Origin of the sequence: Pseudomonas sp. GM55, assembly GCF_000282395.1 — a bacterium.
Classification (GTDB): Bacteria; Pseudomonadota; Gammaproteobacteria; order Pseudomonadales; family Pseudomonadaceae; genus Aquipseudomonas; species Aquipseudomonas fluorescens_CC.
This window is the reverse complement of sequence record NZ_AKJJ01000036.1, coordinates 82168-104349: the sequence shown is the minus strand read 5'-3', so window position 1 is coordinate 104349 and position 22182 is coordinate 82168. Positions and strand designations below refer to the sequence as shown.

General features: G+C 57.0%; 19 protein-coding genes and 2 pseudogenes. 17 read left to right on the top strand and 4 right to left on the bottom strand.

All coding sequences use genetic code 11. From position 1 onward, the window contains the following. Window positions 1-10: 10 nt before the first annotated feature. Entirely contained in the window at window positions 11-1066 is a 1056-nt protein-coding gene (locus tag PMI31_RS07850) for an alpha/beta hydrolase (RefSeq protein ID WP_008017338.1), read from the bottom strand. Between the two features lie 60 nt (window positions 1067-1126). Beyond that, a complete protein-coding gene (locus tag PMI31_RS07845) occupies window positions 1127-2224 on the bottom strand; it encodes an alpha/beta hydrolase (protein WP_008017337.1) in 1098 nt (365 codons plus the stop codon). Window positions 2225-2854: 630 nt separating this feature from the next. On the opposite strand from PMI31_RS07845, the gene PMI31_RS31050 reads away from it, so the two are divergent. From PMI31_RS31050 to PMI31_RS07830, 3 genes are all read left to right on the top strand, one after another. After that, the gene (locus tag PMI31_RS31050) at window positions 2855-3670 is read left to right on the top strand and encodes a hypothetical protein (RefSeq protein WP_008017336.1); all 816 of its coding nucleotides are present in this window, start codon (window positions 2855-2857) and stop codon (window positions 3668-3670) included. A 522-nt stretch (window positions 3671-4192) separates the two neighbouring features. Beyond that, complete coding sequence (locus PMI31_RS07835) at window positions 4193-5368, top strand: PAS domain-containing sensor histidine kinase (RefSeq protein ID WP_008017335.1); 1176 nt, start codon at window positions 4193-4195, stop codon at window positions 5366-5368. Window positions 5369-5508: 140 nt separating this feature from the next. Further along, window positions 5509-6621: an NAD(P)/FAD-dependent oxidoreductase gene (locus PMI31_RS07830; RefSeq protein ID WP_338010032.1), complete on the top strand. Its 1113-nt coding sequence runs from the start codon at window positions 5509-5511 to the stop codon at window positions 6619-6621. Between the two features lie 317 nt (window positions 6622-6938). On the opposite strand, the gene PMI31_RS07825 is transcribed toward PMI31_RS07830, so the two are convergent. Beyond that, on the bottom strand, window positions 6939-7868 hold the full coding sequence (locus PMI31_RS07825; protein ID WP_008017333.1) for a LysR substrate-binding domain-containing protein: 930 nt from the start codon (window positions 7866-7868) through the stop codon (window positions 6939-6941). A 210-nt stretch (window positions 7869-8078) separates the two neighbouring features. On the opposite strand from PMI31_RS07825, the gene PMI31_RS07820 reads away from it, so the two are divergent. From PMI31_RS07820 to PMI31_RS07775, 10 genes and pseudogenes are all read left to right on the top strand, one after another. Continuing rightward, window positions 8079-8849 (top strand): ABC transporter substrate-binding protein, encoded by a 771-nt coding sequence (locus PMI31_RS07820; RefSeq protein WP_008017331.1) that lies wholly within the window; start codon window positions 8079-8081, stop codon window positions 8847-8849. Window positions 8850-8986: 137 nt separating this feature from the next. After that, window positions 8987-9676, top strand: a complete 690-nt coding sequence (locus PMI31_RS07815; RefSeq protein ID WP_008017329.1) for an ABC transporter permease — start codon at window positions 8987-8989, stop codon at window positions 9674-9676. Next, window positions 9673-10386: an ABC transporter permease gene (locus tag PMI31_RS07810; protein WP_008017327.1), complete on the top strand. Its 714-nt coding sequence runs from the start codon at window positions 9673-9675 to the stop codon at window positions 10384-10386. The genes PMI31_RS07815 and PMI31_RS07810 overlap by 4 nt, the downstream gene beginning before the upstream one ends. A 27-nt stretch (window positions 10387-10413) precedes the next feature. Continuing rightward, window positions 10414-11181, top strand: coding sequence for an ABC transporter ATP-binding protein (locus tag PMI31_RS07805; RefSeq protein WP_008017326.1), 768 nt, complete (start codon window positions 10414-10416; stop codon window positions 11179-11181). 70 nt (window positions 11182-11251) lie between these two features. Next, on the top strand, window positions 11252-12373 hold the full coding sequence (locus tag PMI31_RS07800; protein WP_008017325.1) for a DUF2817 domain-containing protein: 1122 nt from the start codon (window positions 11252-11254) through the stop codon (window positions 12371-12373). Window positions 12374-12636: 263 nt separating this feature from the next. Next, on the top strand, window positions 12637-13710 hold the full coding sequence (locus PMI31_RS07795; RefSeq protein WP_008017323.1) for an aromatic ring-hydroxylating dioxygenase subunit alpha: 1074 nt from the start codon (window positions 12637-12639) through the stop codon (window positions 13708-13710). Window position 13711: 1 nt separating this feature from the next. Continuing rightward, window positions 13712-14851 carry an FAD-binding oxidoreductase gene (locus PMI31_RS07790; protein WP_008017321.1) on the top strand — a complete coding sequence of 380 codons (1140 nt, stop codon included), beginning with the start codon at window positions 13712-13714 and terminating at the stop codon, window positions 14849-14851. A gap of 57 nt (window positions 14852-14908) precedes the next feature. Next, entirely contained in the window at window positions 14909-16027 is a 1119-nt protein-coding gene (locus PMI31_RS07785; RefSeq protein WP_008017320.1) for an S-(hydroxymethyl)glutathione dehydrogenase/class III alcohol dehydrogenase, read from the top strand. An 81-nt stretch (window positions 16028-16108) separates the two neighbouring features. After that, window positions 16109-16492, top strand: a complete 384-nt coding sequence (locus PMI31_RS07780) for a VOC family protein (protein ID WP_008017318.1) — start codon at window positions 16109-16111, stop codon at window positions 16490-16492. 210 nt (window positions 16493-16702) lie between these two features. Beyond that, window positions 16703-16954: pseudogene (locus tag PMI31_RS07775) on the top strand (hypothetical protein); the annotation flags it as partial. A gap of 130 nt (window positions 16955-17084) precedes the next feature. On the opposite strand, the pseudogene PMI31_RS07770 reads toward PMI31_RS07775, so the two are convergent. Continuing rightward, window positions 17085-17570: pseudogene (locus tag PMI31_RS07770) on the bottom strand (transposase); the annotation flags it as partial. Window positions 17571-18063: 493 nt separating this feature from the next. Between PMI31_RS07770 and PMI31_RS07765 the strand changes: the two are divergent. The 4 genes from PMI31_RS07765 to PMI31_RS07750 all read left to right on the top strand — a co-directional run bounded on the left by PMI31_RS07765 (window position 18064) and on the right by PMI31_RS07750 (window position 22155). Continuing rightward, window positions 18064-18897: an alpha/beta fold hydrolase gene (locus PMI31_RS07765; RefSeq protein WP_008017313.1), complete on the top strand. Its 834-nt coding sequence runs from the start codon at window positions 18064-18066 to the stop codon at window positions 18895-18897. 480 nt (window positions 18898-19377) lie between these two features. After that, complete coding sequence (locus PMI31_RS07760) at window positions 19378-20229, top strand: sugar phosphate isomerase/epimerase family protein (RefSeq protein ID WP_008017312.1); 852 nt, start codon at window positions 19378-19380, stop codon at window positions 20227-20229. 14 nt (window positions 20230-20243) lie between these two features. Next, window positions 20244-21314 (top strand): isopenicillin N synthase family dioxygenase, encoded by a 1071-nt coding sequence (locus PMI31_RS07755; protein ID WP_008017310.1) that lies wholly within the window; start codon window positions 20244-20246, stop codon window positions 21312-21314. 46 nt (window positions 21315-21360) lie between these two features. Further along, window positions 21361-22155, top strand: coding sequence for an ABC transporter substrate-binding protein (locus PMI31_RS07750; protein ID WP_008017309.1), 795 nt, complete (start codon window positions 21361-21363; stop codon window positions 22153-22155). Window positions 22156-22182: the final 27 nt, after the last annotated feature.

Genomic DNA, 22182 nt, shown 5'->3' with positions numbered 1-22182 from the left:
TCCCTTCAAGTCAGAGCGTTCTGGCGTAAAACGCGGTCAACTGGTCCACTGCGACGTCCACATACGCCGGCACCCAGTAGGTGTCGATGTGGGTCGCGCCATCGATGGTGAACAGTTTTTTGTCCTGGGTACCGGTGGCCCTGGCAAAGGCTTGTTGCGACATGTACAGGCTGTCGGCCTTGCTGCCCGCGATCATCAGCAACGGCTTGTCGATCAGCTCGATCTGATCCGTGGCATCGAAGCTCATCAGGTCCATCAGGCTGCTCTGGGTGTAACGAAAGGTCGAGTTGGGGTGAGCGTGGGTCTTGCCGTAGTACTCGAAGCCCTGTCGATACAGGTCAAACGGCAGCCTGGCGATCTGCTCATCAGTCAGCCTGGCATCACCGACGTAGAGCACTTCCCCACCCGCCGCTTCCTGGGCGCGGGCCGCCGACGCCTGCTGCAGGCGTTGCTGGATCGTCGACAGTTGCGAATCCTGGTAGCCATTACGGCGAACCAGCCCGGAGTTGAACATGCTCAAGGTCGCAATCGACTGGAAGCGCTTGTCGGTTCGCGCCGCCGCCAAGGAATATCCGCCACCGCCGCAGATACCCAGCAAGCCCAGACGCTTGCTGTCGACGCCGGGATAGCCGGCAATGAAGTCCGCCATGCCATGGATGTCTTCAATGCGATGCACCGGTTTGTCCACATTGCGCGGCTCACCACCACTGGCCCCTTGATACGCCGCATCCGCCGTGATCGTGATGTAACCCTGATCCGCCAGACGCTGGGCATACAGGCCCGCGACCTGCTCCTTCACCCCACCATTGGGGTGCGCCACGACAACAACCGGATACTTTTTCGCCGCATCATAGTTCGCCGGGGTGTAAACGTTGGCGGCAATGTCCAGGCCATTGAGTTTGTAGGTGACCGGGTGGATGTTGACCTTGCCCGGTTCGTTCTTCGTCAGCGCGCCACCGTAGGTCAGCGTGAATGGATTCTGCTTGTAGTCCGCAGCCTCGGCTTCGACGCCCGACATCCCGATCATGGCGGCCATCAACGTGGCCTTCAGCGTGGTTCGCAGCATAGGGATACTCCTGACGTTTCAAGTGTGTGAGAGGGATGGCCGATATCGCCGCGCTCTCGGTCAATCCAGATGTTTTTCAGCGAGAAACCGCGAAACCAGATCCGCGATCTCGACGTTGTTCATGTCCGAAAAAGGAAAGTGGCTATTGCCCTTGATACCGATCTCCGGCAAGTGAACGAGCCTGACGTCACCGCCATGGCGATTCACCGTATCGCGCCACAGGCGCGCCATCTCGAGCCGCGCGCGCCAACTGTCCTGGGCCGGTAGCCGAACCGGTTGGTCGGGGATGTTGTCGCCGTAGAAGATAACGATGGGGATTCGGGTCAGTGCTTTGAACTGCTGCGCCGATACGGCCAGGCCAGAGAGCGTGTCGAACGCGCTGGCAATCGGTGCAGGCACCTCCCCCTCTGGAAACACGAAACCGCTGCCCGGTTCGAACGCCACGATGGCCCGCACGTTTGAGCTTTTGATCGCCGCCAGCCAGCCGGGGCCGCCGCCCTGGGAATGTGTAAACAAGATGGCCGGCCCGGTCTTTTCCAACAGAGCGCAAACGCCATTGGATACGACCTCAACGTCGTAGGGCCCGGTATTGGGCGTCATCGCCCGGAAGAACTGCTCCAGCGCCGCCTGCCCACGTGGAAACTGGCTGCCTTCGAAGCTCTCGGGCCACAGGCCGATGCGGAACTGGTTGAACCACAACTGCTCGTCCGGCAGCGGTTTGATCGTCGTTTCAACCAGGCTGCGTCCCGCATCGCCACGGCGCGGCTGGTCGATCAGGTACGTGGAGAATCCTCGCCGCAGGAAAATGTTCTGGAACCCTTCACGGCCGTCGGCCGTTGTCTCCCAGGACTTAGCGGACTGCCCCGCGCCATGCAGCATGAGAATCGGCAGCGGACGAGCGCCGACGGGAACCTGATAGAACGCATACACATGGTCGCCGTGATAGGTCTGGCCATCGGGCATCAACGGTTTGTAGGGGTCGAAGGTTCCCGGCTGGGTGATCGCCCCACCGCCGGCAATGAGGCTGCCCTGATCCTTGATGATCAGCGGGGCGTGATCGTCAGCGCAGACACACGCACTGGTGGCGCCCAGTGCAAAACAAAGACTGCCGGCCTTTGCCGCGGCGGGCACGCATTGACGGATGAGGCTCTGGATCATGGCTTGCTCTCGGTTTGATATCGCCGAGAAGCAAATTACCTTTCAACGATTAATCGATAAAGCGCGCCAATCACATAGCACTAATACCAGATTCACATAAGTCTGATTGGTAGAACGAACAGTTCACCACTTGCGCAAGTGGTGAACCTGGGCCGGATGCAGCCCTTGGCATCAGACTGCAATCGGCCGATTCTGTTGAAAAAATCGCTCTGCCCAAATTGCCTGATCATTAACGGGTGAAAACGCCTTTTTTGCACGCTGCTGCGTGAAATCCGAGTCAGGGAAGCCTCTGCCAACAGTAAGTATTTCAATCTTGGACGCGTACTTTTCTGATGCGCAAACCATGGCCGACTTTTTCAACAGAGTCGGCCAAAAGCAGTCGGTGGACAGATGAGTCCCACTTCCCGCCCCTGCGCCACAAAAAACGGGAGGGCTCCGTTTTTTGTGAACGACTGGGATTGATTGCTTACCCGCCCGGTTCCGCCCCCATTGCCGCCATCCTCGTCAGTATTTCGGACTGTGCGACAGATTTCGAAAAAAAATCGCAAGCCCCACGACGCTTCAGGGCTTGCGACTCATTGGCGATACGCCCCTCAAGTTCCCGGGACGTTTTCTACGGCCAGGCCTGCCGTGTTCATTACGGAACGTGCCGGCCTAGTTGTGTACCTCAACCGCGTCGACATCCGGGGCGTCCGCCACATCCTCCCGGGCATCGTTCGCCTCGACTTTGGCAGCCTCTCGGGCATCTTTCGCCTCAACCTTGGCAGCCTGTCTGGCATCTTTCGCCTCAGCTTTGGCAGCCTCTCTGGCTGCTTTCGCGTCAGCTTTGGCGGCGTCCCTGGCTGCATCTGCAGCAGCCCTGGCAGCATCTCTGGCTGCATCGGCGTCTGCCTTGGCGGCGTCCCTGGCTGCATCTGCAGCGGCCCTGGCAGCATCTCTGGTTGCATCTGCGCCTACTACGCCAGCAGCTTTTGCGGCGTCTCTGGCTGCATCCGCCTCAGCCCTGGCGGCGTCTCTGGTTGCATTTGCACTAGCTTTTGCCGCATCCCGGGCTGCATCGGCGTCGTTTCTGGCAGCGTCCCTGGCTGCATGTGCGGCATCGTTGTCGTTATCATCCGCGTTGTCGTTGTCACGCGCATTGCCTGGGCCTCTGTTCCCGGCCATGCCACCATGGTCAGCGTCGCCACGCCCCAGCCCGCCATGACCGTCACCGCCATGGCCTGCTGCACCATGATCGCCACCCTCTCCATGGTCGCCGCCACCATGACCGCCACCGCCTTCACCGCCGTGACCTCCGCCTCCGGAGCCACCGCCACCGCCACCGTGCCCCCCGCCACCACCTCCGCTGCCGCCATCTTTGGCATACACGCTGGAGAAACTACCGATGTAATCGGGCACAAGGACAGTCGATGCCGACAGGACTCCGCCAATTGCCAGCGCCAATAAACATTTTTTGAGCTGCATGTTGCAACCTCCGCTTGGAGTTGCGTCGTCATCTCCGTATCGAACGCAATGTCCAGTGAGTTCCCGGCCGCCCATTGGAGCGGCCAGCCAACCGGCACGAACATCAATCTGCAGCATTAACGAGCAGCTGCGGTTTCCGCACGATCCTTCAAAGCCAGTCAGTATCATTGCGCGGGAATTTTTCCCACGTTTATGTTAGAGGAGTGCTTTCTGCCCGAGTTCAACAAATAAGTACCAGGACCAAGGCATGCCTTGAGCAAACACTTCAACCTGACCCATTGGAGCATCGCCCCTCAGCCGATCGGCTGGTTTAACGAGATGAGTTTTTTCAATGTGATAGACCAGGAGTCTGGCATTCGGATTTACCTGGGGAACCCGGGTCAAATCAAAATAACCCCCCGAATGTCGAGGCCGATCACTGCGAAAGGGGTAAATTCTGAGGGGCCTTGCGCAAGTCGTGCCTATAATTTTTCAGATATCGGCCCCATTGGTCAGTGAATACAAATGCCCGCAGATGACAATTCTCAGCCCGGCTCTGACGTTCTCTTCGACGAAGCTGACTGCGGCTTACTGCTGACCGCAGAAAATGGCGAGATCGTACAGGTCAACCTCACGTTCTGCCGTTGGTTAGGCTACCGGAGAGAAGAGCTGCTCGGTCGTCACATCCAGGACTTGATGAGCCTCGAGGGCAGGACGTTCCACAAGATGTACTGGGCGCCCCTCATGCAGATCCAGGGCGTCGTGGCTGACGTGAAATTCGAGCTCGTTCACTACAACGGACATTCCATTCCGATGATGCTCAGCGCCATCAGCTGTGAGCATTCTGCTGGCATATTTCATGAAATGACGCTGTTCAAAGCCGCGGATAGCCAAAGGTACGAGCGCGAACTGCTCAATGCCCGAATGCTTGCCGAAAGGCATTTGGCCAAACACCTCAAGGACCAACGCGTACTGGATATGACCCAGGACAAGTTGCGCATCACGTACGCTGCGGCTGAGGACAGAGCCCTGTTCGCCGAGCAGCTTATCGGAATTGTGAGTCATGACCTGCGCAACCCGTTATCAGCCATAAAGATGGCGACGGAACTGCTGGGCCGCAGGGAGATGGATGCTAAACAGGTGCAGATACTTGGCCACATCACCCATTCGGCAGAGCGTGCGCAGCGCCTGGTGGCCGATTTGCTGGATTTCACCTTGACTCAGGTCGGGCGAGGTATCTCGGTCCTGCCCAAACCCGTCGATTTACACGAACTGGTGGCCGATTGCCTGGACGAGTTGAGCCTGGCTTTCCCCGGGCATGAGTTGACCCATCTGCGGTATGGCCAAGGTGATTTTTCTGCAGACAGTGATCGGCTCTATCAGCTCATCGGCAACCTGGTCGCCAATGCAGTCGCCTACGGCGCCGCCGATAGCGAAGTCACCGTTTCTACAAGCTTTGAAGATCAAGCGGCCATTATTACCGTGCACAATTTTGGCACCCCAATACCTGAGGTGTTGCTTGGGGATTTGTTCGAGCCGATGATCCGAGGCAGTCATGACAATGCCGAACTCAGAAGTGTCGGGTTGGGTCTGTTCATCGTTCGGGAGATCGCAAGGGCGCACTACGGCGAAGTGGCTGTCACGTCTACTCTCACCACCGGCACAACATTTACTGCAACCTTTCCTCGCACCTTGAATTAGCCTGGATTGATCCCTCTCTCAGCCCCATCGCCCCTCCATTACCAGCCGACGATAGCTTGGCGTGACTGGCCGCTGCGGGTTGAAGCGGTCACTCAAAGAAGTCACGGACGACCAGGCTTTCACGTCAATCAATCCTCCGGCTGTCGTACCATCGTCAGGTCGACAGAACGGAGGTTGATATGAGAAATGGTGCAGGCAAACGAGTTGTTGTCATTGGCGCAGGCATAGTGGGCGCGTCCTTGGCGTATCACCTGGCGGGCAAAGGAGCCAATGTCATCCTGGTCGAGGCTGAAGATATAGCGTCCGGCGTGACAGGACGCTCTTTCGCATGGATCAACACCTCCCACAACGGGCCCGACTCCATCGCGCAGTTGCGCGGTGCGGCCATCAAAGAGTACCGCCGACTCCAAACCGAGCTGCCCAGTCTGGAGGCACGATGGACGGGCTCTCTGTCCTACAGCGCGAGCCTGGGTGAGGTGCAGCAAGCCTCAGGTCAACAGCCTTCGGCAACTCTGGTATCCCGCTCCCGGATTCTCGGCCTGGAGCCCAACCTCAAGAATCCCCCTCAGCATGCCTTGTATGAAGCCGAAGAAGGCGCGCTGGACGCCGTGCAAGCAACCCATGTCTTGATCGCAGGTGCCCAGGCTCATGGGGCGAAGGTTTTCACACAGTCTCGAGTGCTCGGCTTTATGACCCGGAGTGCAAAGGTGACCGGTGTTGAAACCGCAATGGGCAACATTGAGGCCGATATTGTCGTACTGGCAGCAGGGACCGGCATCACACAGCTGACAGAGATGCTGAACGCATCCCTTCCAATAGAAACCTCTCCTGCAATATTCATCCGCTACAAGACACAGCCCAACCTCGTGAACACCATCATCTCCAGCCCTGAAATGGAAGTGAGGCAAAGCACGGATGGTACGTTACTGGCGGCGGAAGATTATTTGGGAGACGCTTTGGAAAACCGGCCGGAAGCGATAGCGCTACGAACCGCCGGGGCCATCCAGAACGAACTCTACGGGGTTGTTTCCATTGAGCCTGAATTGGCGTGTGTCGGACTAAGGCCAATACCTGTCGATGGCACCCCCATCATCGGCTATCTACCCAATATTGGCGGTGTGTACGTTTGTTCGATGCATCCTGGTGTCACTCTGGCGGCGATAGTGGGCCGACTTGCCAGCGAGGAGATCATTGACGACAAGGCATCTGCTGCCCTTGGCCCGTGCCGTCCCGAGCGATTCTTCCAAACGTAGGGGCACTTGTCTTTATCCTCAGTCCAACACTCGTGATCACCAGCCTGAGCTCGAAACTGCGCTCTTCTGGCCAAATCTCGCAACCTTTTACCGGCTGCCATGGATCGATTCCGGTCGGGCGTGACAGGCAGGAATCGGCCAAAAGCGGACCGAGTGCAATATCCGCTTTTGGCCGATCTCTGCTTTTCGCCACTGGCAGCTAAGGGTCACTCTCTGCCGGTCATGGTTACGAAGCGTGCTGGTCAAATCCGATGCAATCGGTGGTCAGATCGAATGCAAACGGGAGGTCAAGTGGTAACTATTCTTTTCACTTATGGTCAGGTCAATAGTCGCTCACTTACTGCCATTTGATCCCGTCCACGGGCTACCAGCCATCGATGGAAGTCGCGACAGTGGGCTTTATCGAAAGCATCTTTGGCACCCACTAAAAAATACGACGAAGGCATTTGCAGCCCCTGCGCGAACGGCATGATCAAACGCCCATCCGCCACGGCATCGGCAATCATTGAGTATTGTGCCAATACCACGCCCTGCCCAAGGATCGCCGCCTGGATTGCCATTGACGACAGTGAATAGACACGATAACCGTCACAAATCTGAGAACAGTCGACTTGTTGCGTGCTGAACCAATCTCGCCAGGAAGGTGGGGAGGCGAACTTGGGCAACCAATCGATAGACAATAGCGGATAAGCCAACAGATCTGCCGGAGTCCGTAACGGCATATCGGCACGCAACATGTGAGGGCTATAGACCGGAACGACACAATCGCGGAACAGCTCGATGGCGTGCTCGGTTGCCACATAATCTCCGTATGTCACCCGAAAATCGATTTCATAGCCGTCAGGTGAGGGTTCCGCATGGCTGCCATCAAGGAACAGATTAATATCCGGGTGGTCGCTCTGCCAAGTGTAGATGAGCGGAGCCAGCCAATCTGAAAGCAGCGATGGCAAGGCACTGATTCGCAAGTTGGTGGCACTCTTCGCTCGCTCGACCTCTACCTGAGCAATACGCAGCACTTCAAACGCCGCCACGCAGCTATCGTGGTATCGCTGCCCCGCAGCAGTCAGGCGAATACGCTTGCCCACCCTGAAGGTCAAGCTCATCCCCAGACTGTCTTCCAGCAATCTCATTTGCTGACTGACAGCCCCTGCCGAAATGCCCAATCGCCTTGCCGCTTCGACAATCCCGCCGAAGCGTCCAACAGCTTCAAATACCTGTATGGCCCGTAGAGAAGGCAAGTTGTTCATAGGCACCTCCAGAAAAGCGAGTGCGAATTAATACTTTAGCTCAGCTACACAAAGCAACAGTTTTAGGCATCTTTTCGAATGTTCAGACTCTCGTATTCTGGTCCTGCCAGCGCTGCTGATTGCAGGCAGCGAGGGCAACACGATGAGCCTTGCACCCTGACCTTGCATTAGCCCTGCGCACACTCCAATGACTGAAAAAGGCAAAGAACAATGAAAAAAATAATTCTCGCCACAGTATTTGCTCTCGCTTCGACTTACGCGTTCGCCAACGACATGAACACGCTTCGCTTCGGCGTAGATCCGACCTTCGCGCCTTTCGAATCGAAGGAGCCCAGTGGTCAATTAATCGGTTTCGATATTGATCTGGGTAATGCCATTTGCGCTCAGCTCAAGGTCAAGTGCGTCTGGGTCGAAGTCGCTTTCGACAGCATCATCCCGGCACTCAAGGCGAAGAAGTTCGATGGCATCCTTTCGGCGATGACGGTCAACGAAAAACGCAAAGAAAATATCGCGTTCTCTGACCGGCTCTACAACTCGCCCAATCGTCTGATCGCCAAGGCTGACAGTGGTTTGCTCCCCACCGTGGAGTCGCTCAAGGGCAAGCGTGTCGGCGTCGCCCAAGGCAGCACTCAAGAAGCTTACGCCAAGGCAATCTGGGCACCACACGGCGTTACCGTTGTGTCTTACACCAATCAAGACCTGCTCTACCCAGACCTTGTCAGCGGCCGTATCGATGCCACCCTTACAGACGCGGTCGTCGCGGATATCGGCTTTTTGCAAACACCGCAAAACAATGGGTTCGCCTTTGCCGGCGACACTGTTCAGCATGAAGAGCTACTAGGCCAAGGGATTGCGATTGGGCTGCGCAAGGATGACGAAAAACTTGTCCAGGCTATCAATGGTGCGCTTGCAGAAATACACAAGAACGGAACTTACGACGCGATTCAGAAAAAGTATTTCACCTTCGATATCTATAACTGAGTCCTTGTCCTGGCGGGCTCTGATCTCCATGCATGGGTGATCAAGAGCCCTGGCCATGCCCCCCCGCGATTCCCCCTGATTTCAAAGCCTCTAAATAGACGGTTTACGGACCACTATTGCCGAAGGAGAGACAGAACATGTTTTTACAGGGTTATGGTGCGTTGATTCTCGAAGGTACTTTCGCAACCATCAAACTGGCGTTGCTCTCGATGTTGCTGGCTGTTTCGCTCGGTTTAATCGGTGCGTCGGCAAAGCTTTCCAACCAGCGCCTCTTGCGAGTGTTGGCAACAGGTTACACAACGTTGATCCGCAGTGTTCCTGATCTGGTGATCATGTTGCTGTTGTTCTACAGCCTGCAAATTTTGTTGAATGTTTTTACCGAACGGATGCACTTCGAGCAGGTTGATCTCAATCCATTTGTTGCCGGGGTTTTTACCCTTGGTTTCATCTACGGTGCCTATTTCACCGAGACGTTTCGTGGCGCCTTTCAGTCCGTACCTGGCGGCCAGCTTGAGGCCGCTATCGCTTATGGAATGAGTCGTCGACAACTATTTGTGCGGGTCCTGTTCCCACAAATGATGCGCTTCGCACTTCCAGGCATCGGCAACAACTGGCAGGTGCTGATCAAGGCGACCGCGCTGGTCTCGATTATCGGTCTTATCGATATCGTCAAGGTCACGCAGGATGCCGGCAAACACTCGATGCAACTGTTCTACTTCAGCCTGATCGGCGCTCTGATTTATCTAGCGATTACCACCCTGTCCAACGGCATCCTGATGTGGCTGGAGCGCCGCTACTCTGCCGGTGTCAGAGGGGCGCAGCTATGATCGAAATCATCCAGGAGTATTGGCAATCCTACCTCTGGTTCGACGGCTATCAACTGTCCGGCGTTGCCATGACGTTGTGGCTGCTGGTGGTTTCCATCGCCATCGGCGGCGTCTTCGCTGTGCCACTGGCAGTGGCACGCGTCTCAAGAAATCCGTTCATCCGTGGGCCCGTCTGGTTCTATACCTATGTGTTCCGGGGTACGCCGCTGTATATCCAGTTGCTGCTTCTTTACACCGGCGTCTACAGCCTGGAAATGGTCCGCTCCCAACCGGAACTGAATGCCTTCTTTCGCGAAGGGATCAACTGCACGTTACTGGCTTTTGCCCTCAACACCTGCGCATACACCACAGAGGTTTTCGCCGGCGCGATCCGCGCCACACCTTACGGTGAAATCGAAGCCGGACGCGCTTATGGCATGTCCAGCTTTACCTTGTATCGACGAATCATTTTGCCGTCTTCGCTACGTCGTGCGCTGCCGTACTACAGCAATGAGGTGATCCTCATGCTGCACTCCACCACCCTTGCATTCACCGCCACCGTTCCTGATCTGCTCAAGGTCGCCCGTGATGTGAACTCGGCCACTTACTCCTCGTTCGAGGCATTCGGGATAGCGGCGGTGCTCTATGCCTTGATGGTGTTTACCCTGGTCTGGCTTTTTCGTCGCTGCGAAATCCGCTGGCTGGCCTTCTTGAAACCTCAAGCTCATTGATCTGCCGCTACCTGGAGAGCATCGATAATGTACAAACTGAAAATAGATGAGTTGTACAAGAAGTACGGCCCTCATGAAGTCCTCAAGGGTGTATCGCTTAAAGCCAAAGCAGGTGATGTCATCAGCATCATCGGTTCGAGCGGATCGGGCAAGAGCACCTTCCTGCGCTGCATCAACTTCCTCGAACAGCCCTGCGCCGGGCGAATTACCGTGAACAACGAGGAAATTCGCACGAAACAGGATATCAACGGCGCCATGAGTGTGGCCGATCCGCGCCAACTGCAAAAAATACGCACCAAACTGTCGATGGTGTTCCAGCACTTCAACCTGTGGCAGCACATGACGGTGCTGGAAAACATCATCGAAGCGCCCGTTCATGTCCTTGGCATCAAGCGCAAGGAAGCTGTGCAGCGAGCCCACCAGTACCTGCGCAAGGTTGGCCTGGACTCAAGCGTGGACAGTAAATATCCCTCGCATCTCTCGGGCGGTCAGCAACAGCGCGTGGCGATTGCGCGTGCGCTGGCGATGGAACCGGAAGTGATGCTTTTCGACGAACCGACGTCAGCACTCGACCCGGAACTGGTCGGCGAAGTGTTGAAAGTGATGCAAGCGCTTGCAGAGGAAGGCCGAACCATGGTCGTGGTCACCCACGAGATGGGCTTTGCCCGCAACATTTCCAACCACGTCATGTTCTTGCATCAAGGTCGCGTAGAAGAAGAAGGACATCCCGGCGAAGTATTGGTCAACCCGAAAAGTGAACGATTGACCCAGTTTCTCTCCGGCCGCTTGAAATAGCGCTTCGTTCAAAACCCTCGCACCGGACGCTCCATGAGCGTCCGGTGCCAGCGATCGACAAGAGATGACCATGAGCACAGGTTTTCCCACGCATCCGAGTTACAACAGCCAACGCGAGCAATTTCTGGCTGCCGCTAAAGCGGCAGATGCCAGCCTGACAACCTACCCCCACCCATTGAACGGGCCCTTTGGCGAGCCACTGAGTACCGATGTTGCCTGGCTTGGCGATCCACGCGCCAGCAAAGTGCTGGTCGCCCTCAGTGGCACCCACGGTGTTGAAGGTTACTATGGCTCGAACTGTCAGATCAGATGGTTACAGGAATTCAACAAAAGGACCCTGCCTGCCGATGTCGCGGTGCTGATGATCCACCTCATCAACCCCTGGGGTACGGCCTGGATGCGCCGCGTCAATGAAGACAACATCGACATCAATCGCAACTATCCGGACTTCACTCCAGGACTGCCCGATAACCGCCAGTACGAGTCACTACACGCTATCTATGCCTGCGAACAGCTGTCGGGGCCATCGCGCGAAAAGGCCGACGCCCTGCTCGACGATCGCGTTCGCACAGAAGGCTGGGCAGCGGTGATGTCGATTGTCGAGGCCGGCCAGTACAACCACCCTGACGGTCTTTACTACGGCGGACAAACTGCAAGTTGGACGAACAAAACCCTGCATACGATTTTGCAGGAGCACCTGCACCGCTGCGACACGGTCATGTGTTTTGACCTTCACACCGGCGCCGGGGACTATGGCCACCCCATGCTGATGACGATTGCCCAGTCCTCCTATCCAGCGCTTGCCGATGCTCAAGCGATCTATGGGCCTTGGCTGTACACCCTGATCACCGGACCTGGCAGCCAGAGTGATACGGGCGTAGCCGCAACAGCGACTGGCTACACATCACAAGCCATCATTGACGCGCTACCGCACGTACACTTGATGCCATTCGTCATTGAATGCGGCACGTATCCGGGAGAACAGATCCATACCGTTTTGCGCAACGACCATTGGTTGCACCTGCACGGGGATTTCACGGATCCAGTTGCCGGGCAAATCAAACGGGAGCTGCTCGAACAGTTCTACCCAGCCGATCTTGATTGGCAAGCCGTCGTCTGGCAGCGCACTCGACAAATATGGGAGCGTGCCTTGGTGGCACTGCCACTCATTCAGCCTCCATCCCACCCATAAATCCCGGCCCACCACAACGGCCGAAATCCATCGCGATACCCCACATTCAAGACTGCCTTGCGCGGTCTTGAATGCGTTGCCTGAGGCAAGTTCAAGTCCAGGTTCCGCGCACTCATTCAATCCTATGACCTGTTAGTAGATCTAAACTAACAAACAGATTTAGACATCTATTCTTACTCAAGCAGATCCTCGTAACCTGTCCTCCTTGTTAGCCAACGTTCGCCAGCACAGGGCGAACAACAAAATAATAAGGAGAAATGCCCATGTTTTTGCGAAACGCATGGTATGTAGCCGCCAGTGAAGCCGAGTTGGGAGAGGATCTCTTCCCGGTGACTCTTCTCAGTGAGTCTGTGGTGCTTTACCGCAAGAGTGACGGCACCCCGGTAGCCCTCGAAGATGCCTGCCCTCACCGCAAGCTGCCACTGTCAATGGGGCGTCGCAAAGGTGATGACATTGAATGTGGTTACCACGGCTTGACCTTCGACTGCTCGGGTAGCTGCGTCCGCGCACCCGGTAGTCAACGCATTCCCCAAGGCGCCAGGGTTCGCAGCTACCCCCTGGCCGTGCGCTACGGTTTGATCTGGATCTGGATGGGTGATCTCGAACTGGCAGACGAAGCGAAAATTTGTCACGTGCCTGAATGGGGTGACCCCGCGTGGGGGCTCAATCGCGGCGACAGCATGGTTATCCCGTGCAACTACCTGTACATGACCGACAACCTGCTGGACCCCGCACATGTCGCGTGGGTGCATCAATCTTCCTTTGGTAACGCAGCCTGCGCAGAGGAACCGTTGCAAACCACGGTAACCGATGTCGGTGTGATTGTTTCGCGCTGGATGCGCGATGTCGAGGTGGCACCCTTCTATGCCAAGTTCGTCAAGTTCAGTGGTCATTGTGATCGCAAGCAGCACTACGAAGTGCACTACCCGTCCCAGGCCATTATCAAGGCGCTGTTCACGCCAGCTGGAACGGGTGGCGATGAAGGTGAACTGCACGAACATGTGTTCCTGATGAACTCCTACAATTTCATGACCCCGATCGACGAATCGAACACGCGTTACTACTGGTTCCAGGTCCGTAATTTCGATACCGAGAATGAAGATGTATCACGCCAGTTCGACGAAGACGTCCGGCACGCCTTTGCCGAAGATCGGGTAGTGCTGAGTGCTGTGCATAAGGGCATGGCTAATAAAAGCACGCCCAACATCGATCTGGCTTCCGACTCGGGGCCGCTACGTTTTCGCCGTAACCTCGATAAGTTGATTGCCCAGGAACAGGCTGGCAGCTTGATTCCGCTCACCCAACGGCACACTGCGGAACAAAAGACGGAGGCATGAGATGGGCACTCAACTGCAAACGCTGTCCTCCTCTGCAGGTTTCAAGACCTTCCGGGTGATTGAAAAAAAACAAGAGAGCGCAGTCATCACCTCCTTCGTCCTGACGGCAAGCGACGGCGTTTCCAACCTGTGCTTTCGCCCGGGGCAGTACCTCATCGTTCGCCTCGCCCTGGACGGCGGTGTCAAGGTGCTGCGCAACTACAGTCTATCCGGAGACGCCAATGACCTTGCGCGCGTCCGCATTTCGGTCAAACGTGAGCCTGCACCGTTCGACCAGCCAGAGCTGCCACCGGGTCAAGGGTCCAACCACCTGCACGACCATGTGCAGATCGGCGATTTCCTGGAGATCGCCGGTCCCACTGGCACCTTCGTGCTGGACGAAGAAAGCCCCAGGCCAGTGGTGTTGTTCAGTGGTGGCGTGGGACTCACTCCGATGCTGAGTATGCTCCATCAACTGAGTACACATTCGTCGCGCCCGGTGTATTTCATCCATGCCTGCGAAAATGGAGCGGTACATGCTTTTCGCGATGAGGTTTTGGCACTGGCCAGCCGTCGCCCAGGGATCAGCGTGCATTTCTGCTATCGCAACCCGAATGCCGACGATCAGGCCAGCGCGGCCTTTCACAGCCAGGGTCTGGTAAGCCGAGAAACCTTGCAAAGGCTTCTTCCACTGGACGACTACGACGTCTATCTGTGCGGCCCCCGGTTCTTTATGCAGGCGAACTGGCGCCTGTTGCGCGACCTCGGGATCGCCAGCCAGCGCATTCATTATGAGTTCTTCGGCCCGGCGACAATCCTCGAAGAGGATGAAGTCGTACCAGTGGCGCCCCCTCCTCGCGCGTCGCCTGTACTCAAAGCGCCGACCGCGTCGATTGAAGGGGCCCTGACCGTGGAGTTTCTACCATCGGGTAGGCGCGTGGCATGGGATCAGAATTGCCAATCACTGCTCGAACTTGCCGAACAGAACGGCCTGACTCCGTCATTCAATTGCCGCGCAGGCCTGTGTAACACCTGCCAGGTCACCCTGCGGAAAGGTTCTGTCGAGTATTTCGAAGAGCCATTGGATACCCCTGAATGCGGCCGAATTCTGCTCTGTTGCACCCGCCCGACCACCGCGGTGACGGTGGACCTGCGGCAGTGATCGGCCCAATCACGATCAACACCGCTACCGCCTTCGTTGCACTGAGGAATCAAGAACATGATCAAATCGCGAGCCGCCGTTGCCTTCGCAGCCAACCAGCCCCTGCAAATCGTTGAAGTCGATGTCGCACCGCCCCAGGCGGGTGAAGTACTGGTGCGGATCATCGCTACCGGGGTCTGCCATACCGATGCCTTTACCCTTTCCGGTGCTGACCCGGAAGGCCTCTTTCCAACCATTCTCGGTCACGAAGGCGGCGGTATCGTCGAGGCGATTGGCGAGGGCGTTATTTCAGTAGCGGTGGGTGATCACGTGATCCCGCTCTACACCCCTGAGTGCGGAGAATGCAAGTTCTGTCTGTCCGGCAAGACTAACCTTTGCCAGAAAATCCGCGCCACTCAGGGCAAAGGCCTGATGCCTGATGGCACCAGTCGCTTCTCATACAAAGGCGAGCCCATCTATCACTACATGGGATGTTCGACCTTTTCTGAATACACCGTACTACCAGCAATCTCGCTGGCGAAAATCCCAAGGGAAGCGCCGCTGGAGAAGGTGTGTTTGCTCGGTTGCGGTGTCACGACCGGCATCGGTGCAGTGCTCAATACCGCCAAGGTCGAAGCAGGCGCTACGGTAGCGATTTTCGGTTTGGGGGGCATCGGCCTGGCAGCCATCATCGGCGCCACCATGGCCAAGGCGGGGCGGATCATCGCAGTGGACATCAATCCGGCCAAGTTCGAGATAGCCAAACAACTGGGAGCCACCGACTTCGTCAATCCGAAGGATTACGACAAGCCAGTTCAAGATGTCATCGTTGAATTGACCGAAGGCGGCGTCGACTACTCCTTCGAGTGTGTCGGCAACGTTCAGTTGATGCGCGCGGCGCTGGAAAGCTGCCACAAGGGTTGGGGCGAGTCGGTGATCATCGGCGTCGCCGGTGCTGGCCAGGAAATCAGCACGCGGCCATTTCAACTGGTGACCGGTCGCGTCTGGCGCGGTTCGGCCTTTGGCGGCGTGAAGGGGCGCAGTGAGCTACCCAGCTATGTCGAGAAAGCGCAAAAGGGCGAAATCCCGTTGGATACCTTCATCACCCATACCATGGGGCTCGATGACATCAACAACGCCTTTGACCTGATGCACGAAGGCAAAAGCATTCGCACCGTCATTCATTTTGATCGCTGAGCTTGGGCGCAGCGACGTTCGTCAGGGTTGCCCTGACATAACTGCACCACCCACTGTGTTTACACTCGGAGAAGTAAATAGATGAGCATCTTTACCCACGTTACCGTCGGCACCAACGATCTGAACAAAGCCCGTGCTTTCTATGACAGTGCTTTGGGTCAGTTGGGCCATAAGCGCATCGCCGATCTGGCCGACAATGGTTCGATCTGGGGTGAGAACGCCCCCTCTTTCTTCGTTTTAAAACCAGCCAATGGCGCCCCTGCCAGCGTAGGTAACGGGGTTACTGTCAGCTTCGCAGCTCCGAATCGCGCCTCGATTGATGCTTTCCACGCAGCAGCACTGGCGGCCGGTGGTACCGATGAAGGAGCGCCAGGAACTCGCGATTGGGCGCCGAATGCTTATGCCGCCTATGTCCGCGACCTCGACGGCAATAAATTGGCTGTTTATTGCTTTAAACCAGCCTAAACGCTGATCCTGCGTCCTTAGAAGTCTCCAGATTGAATCGCCTCTGATTTTTTTCAGAGTCATCTGAGAGACTTCTATTCGCCGGTTATGGTGCCGGCGTAAGGATGCAGACTTCAGGCGCAATTACGCCTCGCTTGGCTCGAACAGCGGTGCTTCACAGACCTCGGTCGGACGGTCCGCTTGGATTTCATATATCTGCTGCAGGGCCTGATCTACGCCTTCCTGTTCAAGCGTGGCCTATTCCTTGCCCTGCTGGAGTTCACCTCGGTGAATTTCGCTTGGACATTCCAGTTCCCACCCAGTGTGATTAACATGCAGGTGATCTGGGCCATCGGTGTAAGCATGATTGCCCTCGCCATACTGGTCTGGCTGCCAAGTCCAACCCTGTTTGCTCTTGGACTGCTCATTGTCGCCGGGCACAACCTGCTCGATGGTCTGCACTTCCCGGTCGGTTCAATAATCTTCATGGTTTGTCCTCCACGTTGAGGGAGGACCCCGGCCAGCTTTCGCGTCAGGAAGTGCGTTGCACCCATCTACTGTTTGAGCGTCCCGAAGGGATGATGCTCTATTCAATTTCTCCCATTCGCCGCTACAGTTTGGCGCTCGTGAAATTGCGGTCGCGGTTGTTGACTGCTTAGAATTTACTGCTATCGATGGGGATCAGATTCTCTCCAAACAGTTCCAACTGCTGACACAGCACAACGAACTAGCGACAGACGCCTCGGATGGCCTTGCTATTGCCTTTTCGGAAGTTCGCGATGGTCTTGAAGTCCGGCATCAAACGCCCGGTCAACCACAAAAGCTCAACGTTGCGTTGAGCTTCTCGTTCCAGCCGCCGGCTCGACTGAATGCGGTTGAGATAGCCGTAGATCTAGATTTTCAGCAGGATTGAAGGATGGTAAGCAGGCCGGCCTGTGTCAGCAGGAATAGCACCGTCAAAACCCAGATTGACTAGGTCGAGTTCATCGACGAAGACGTCGACTATGCGAATCGGATTGGTATCGTTGACGTAGTCGTCGACGCTTTCGGGAAGTAAGGTGCCTTGGCCTCGATGTTCACCTTGGATGAAGCGCTTCATGGGCGACCCCTGAGATGAAACCCTCAGAAATCATAGCAAGGGCTCGCGGAGGTGTTTTTACACGCTCAGGGCCTATAGCTGTCCTTCACGAAGGGCTGCAATCAAAACCGGTCAGTCGTGACAGGCAGAAATCGGCCAATTTCTGCCAATGCTGAGCGGCTGCTATGGGTCGACTGCAGCCTTTGGAGGCCGGCAGTAATCGGCCAGGAGCAGCCACTCGAAGCTGACTGCAGAAACGTGGTCGATTCACCTTGGCCCGCTCTGGATCGAATGCAATCAGGAAAAATGCAGGTGCGGTTCTAAATATACCTATCCCCCTTCCCCCTCTAAGTGGCCGCGAACTGTCCCGCAGGCCACCCGCTCATCTCGTCGGCCCACGATTGCCCTTGTCATGAAATGAAAATTCGCTGTCGTGCGATGAGCGGTGGCCACGGCCGCGGCTGCCCTAGAGTCGGAACAAAACAATACAGCGCCCGGAAACACGAGAGCCGCCATGAGCAGATCCACCCGAACGAGCGAGACCGCAACCTCCACCCAGCGCCCCCAGGCGACCGGCCGAAAACGGCGCGCTCGCAAGGATGGCGATCTCCCGGACAACACCCGGCATCAAGAGCTGATCGGCACGGCTGCCAACCAGACCCTGGCAGGCAATCCGCTGGTCAGCGTGCGGGCGGCGGACCTGGTCAGCTCGGCCGGCTACCTGCTCAAGGCCGTGCTGAGCGGCCAGGGCATGGCCCGCATGTTCGCCTGGATGCGGCCCAACGACCTGATCTGGAACTGCTGGGTCAACAACTACCTGCTGGGCAACAAGCCGCCGGCCTTCGATATCCTGGCCTGGAACAACGACACCACGCGTCTACCAGCCCAACTGCACGCGGACTACCTCGACCTGATCCAGCACACCCCCTACAGCAACCCGGGCTCACTGGAGATTGCCGGCGAGTCGATCGACATGACCCAGGTGAAGGTAGGAGCCTATGTGGTTGGCGGCACCACCGACCACATCACCCCCTGGCAGGGCTGCTACGGGACCGCCCGGTTGTTTGGCGAGGACACAACCTACGTACTGTCCAACGCCGGCCACCTGCAGAGCCTGGTGAACCCGCCGGGCAACCCCAAGTCGTTCTACTACGCTGCGCCTGCTGCCGAGTCCCCGGAAACCTGGCTGCAGAACGCCGGGGAGCGCCAGCAAGGCAGCTGGTGGCCGCATTGGCGCGAATGGATCGGGCAGCGCTCGGGCGACAGACTGCCGGCGCCGAAGAAGCTCGGCTCGCGCAAGTACCCGCTCCTTTGCCCCGCACCTGGCACCTATGTCATGGAGCATTGAGGCTGCCATCTCTTCCTCGAGCTGACCCACGCCAACCGTGGGTTTCAGCGCTTTGCGCAAGTCTCGATGGCGGGCTTTTTTGTCTTCGATATCAGGCAGAAGTCGGCCTGGAGCGCCCTGCCTCAGCGCGCGCTGTCGCTTGGGACTCTTCAAAATGATGCCGTAATGCAGGCACACCTCGCTAACAGCCAACATAGACACGTACTCGCCGCAAAAATCCCTCCTGACAAGCGCGATAAGTAGCCAGCTATTTGTTAACGAAAGCCTGAAGTATTCATTTGAATTTTCAGATTCTTTCGCCGTACCGCCTGTGCCTAACATCGACCCCACAGCGAACCAGTCTCGGTAACGCTCAGTGGGATCAGATGACGCAGAGACCCGGATCCAAAGTCCCCTGCTGCCGCTGACCATTGATCGCCAAGCCGTCTGGTGCCGTCGAAGTACTTTTGCACCAGGCCCTGGGATTTTTGAGGATCACCGATGAAGCTGGAAATCTTTCGCACGTTGTGGGGTTACACCGCGAGCAAGGCTCAGGCGCTCGATGAGTTGCTGCGGGCAGGCTTTGATGGCATGGAAGCACGCCTGCCACTGGACGCCGGTGAACGGGCCGAGTTTGGCGCGTTTCTCCAGGCCAACCGCCTGGGCTATATCAGTACCGTCTTTACCGCGTACGACGTGCTGCCCGACCAGTCGGCAACGCCTGCCGTCCACCTCGATGACCTGGACCGCAAGCTCGCCTGGGCCGCCGAACTCGGTCCACGCTTCGTCAACGTACTGGCGGGCAACGACCGCTGGTCCTTGCCACAACAAGTGGATTTTTTTGGCCAGGCGCTGGATCTGGCGCGCAAGCACGGCCAGGTCTGCAGTTTCGAAACTCACCGCTCGCGTTCGCTGTTCAATCCCTGGGTGACCCTGGAGTTGATCCGGCAATTGCCCGATCTGTTGTTCACCAGTGACATCAGCCATTGGGTGGTGACTTGCGAGCGTCTGTTGAATGACCCGGCCGATGACCTGAGCGCGTTCATCGAGCGGGTTCACCATATCCAGGCGCGGGTCGGTTACGACCAGGGCCCGCAGGTTCCGCACCCGGCGGCTCCCGAATATGCAAAAGAACTGGCGTTCCATCAGCAGCACTGGGAAAGCATCTGGCGCTCGCAGCAGGCCCGCGGTTACCAGGTCAGCACCCTGACCCCGGAATTCGGCGCCGACGGCTACCTGCATCATTTGCCTTTCACCAATGTCCCGGTCGCCGACCTGTGGTCATTGAACCTGTGGATGGGCCAGACCGAGCGCGAACACTTCGAGCGTTTCCAACACTCAAGCCATCCTTAGGGAGCCGATGCGTCATGCCTGACAATAAAAACAACAGCGCCAGCAATGACACACACAAAGCCAACTTCAATAGCATCCCGGTGGTCAACATCGCCGGTCTGTTCAGCGTTGAACTGGAACACCGCCTGGCCGTGGCCGAACAATTGGGGCGCGCCGCCAGCGAAGTCGGGTTCCTCTATATCACCGATCACGGTATCGACCCGCAACTGATCGCCAACCTGCGCAAGGCGGCCAAGGACTTTTTCGACCAGCCCTTCGACACCAAGATGCGGCACTACATCGGTACCTCGCAAACCCACAAGGGCTTTGTGCCCGAAGGCGAAGAGGTCTATTCCAAAGGCAAGCCGGACCACAAGGAGGCCTTCGACGTCGGCTTCGAAGTCCCGGCCGATGACCCGCTGGTGCTGGCCAATACGCCATTGCTGGGGCCCAACGACTGGCCGCAGCTGGCAGGTTTCAAGGCATCGGTGCAGGCCTACTATGAAGCGATCTTCGCCCTGGGCCGGCGCCTGTTCGGCGGCTTCGCCCTGACCCTGGGCCTGGACGAAAACTATTTCGACAGCCTGGTCAGCCGTCCGCCGTCCAAGCTCCGGCTGATCCACTACCCCTACGACGGTGCCGCCCATGACGCACCGGGTCTGGGCGCCCATACTGATTACGAGTGTTTCACCATCCTCCTGGCCGACAAACCTGGCCTTGAGGTGATGAACAACCTTGGTCAATGGATCGATGCACCACCGATCGCCGATGCCTTTGTGGTCAACATCGGCGACATGCTGGAAGTGATGACGGCAGGCGCATTCGTTGCCACTGCGCACCGGGTGCGCAGCGTGAAGGAGGAGCGTTATTCCTTCCCGCTGTTTTATGCCTGCGACTATCACACCCAGATCAAACCGCTGCCCGGGTTCGCCCAGGCCGGCAATGACTACGAAGAAATCACGATCGGCGAACACATGTATGGCCAGGCGCTGCAGACCTATCAGTATCTGCGCCAGAGGGTGGCCAATGGGGAAGTTCAACTGCCAGGCAAGGCACGCAAGCCCGCCAGTTTTGGACATTTGAAAAATCAGGCTCAACCGTCCTGATTGAAGTTTTCAGTCAAACCCTTACCTACGCCGGAGTCAGTAAATAATGAAAAACAATAAAAAGAACCTGTTGAGCTTGACTGTATTGGCAGCCGGCATGCTCGGTGCCTCGCTGAGCATGGCCTCGGCAGACACGCTCAAGGTCGGCATGGAAATCACTTACCCGCCTTTCGAGTCCTATGACAAGGACAAGAACGTGGTGGGTTCGGACCCCGAGTTGGCAACGGCACTGGCCAAGCACATGAACGCCAAGGTGGAGTTCGTCGACACCAAGTTCCCGAGCCTGATTCTGGGTTTGAACTCCGGCAAGTACGACGCAGTCATTTCCGGCATGTACATCACGCCGGAGCGCCAGACTCAAGCCCAGACCATCGCCTATGCCAACACTGGTGCTGCGGTCATGGTGCCCCAGGGCAGCGAGATCAATGCGAAAAAGCCTGAAGACTTGTGCGGTTTGAAACTGGGCCTGGAACAGGGCACTACCTGGGTCAAGGAATTCCGCAAGCTGTCCGATGACTACTGCGTGCCGAACAACAAAGGGGCGATCACCGTCAGCGAATACCCTTCCGCGCCCGAAGTGACCCAGGCCCTGTTGTCCAAAAACATCCAGGCCCAGGTTGAAATCGCCGGCGCCGCAAAAATGATCGCGGAAAAAACCAACGGTCGGGTAGTGATCACCACCGAGCACCCGATCTATCAGCAAACCCTGGGCATCTTCGTCAAGAAAGGCAACGACGACACCTTCCAGGCTTTGCAAAAGGCCTTCGAAGAGACGAAAAAGAGCGGTGAATACGCCGCTATCCTTAAGAAATATGGCTTGGAAGAACCGACTGCCAACTAAGAGTCTGTCCTTGTAGTCTGGTCATCT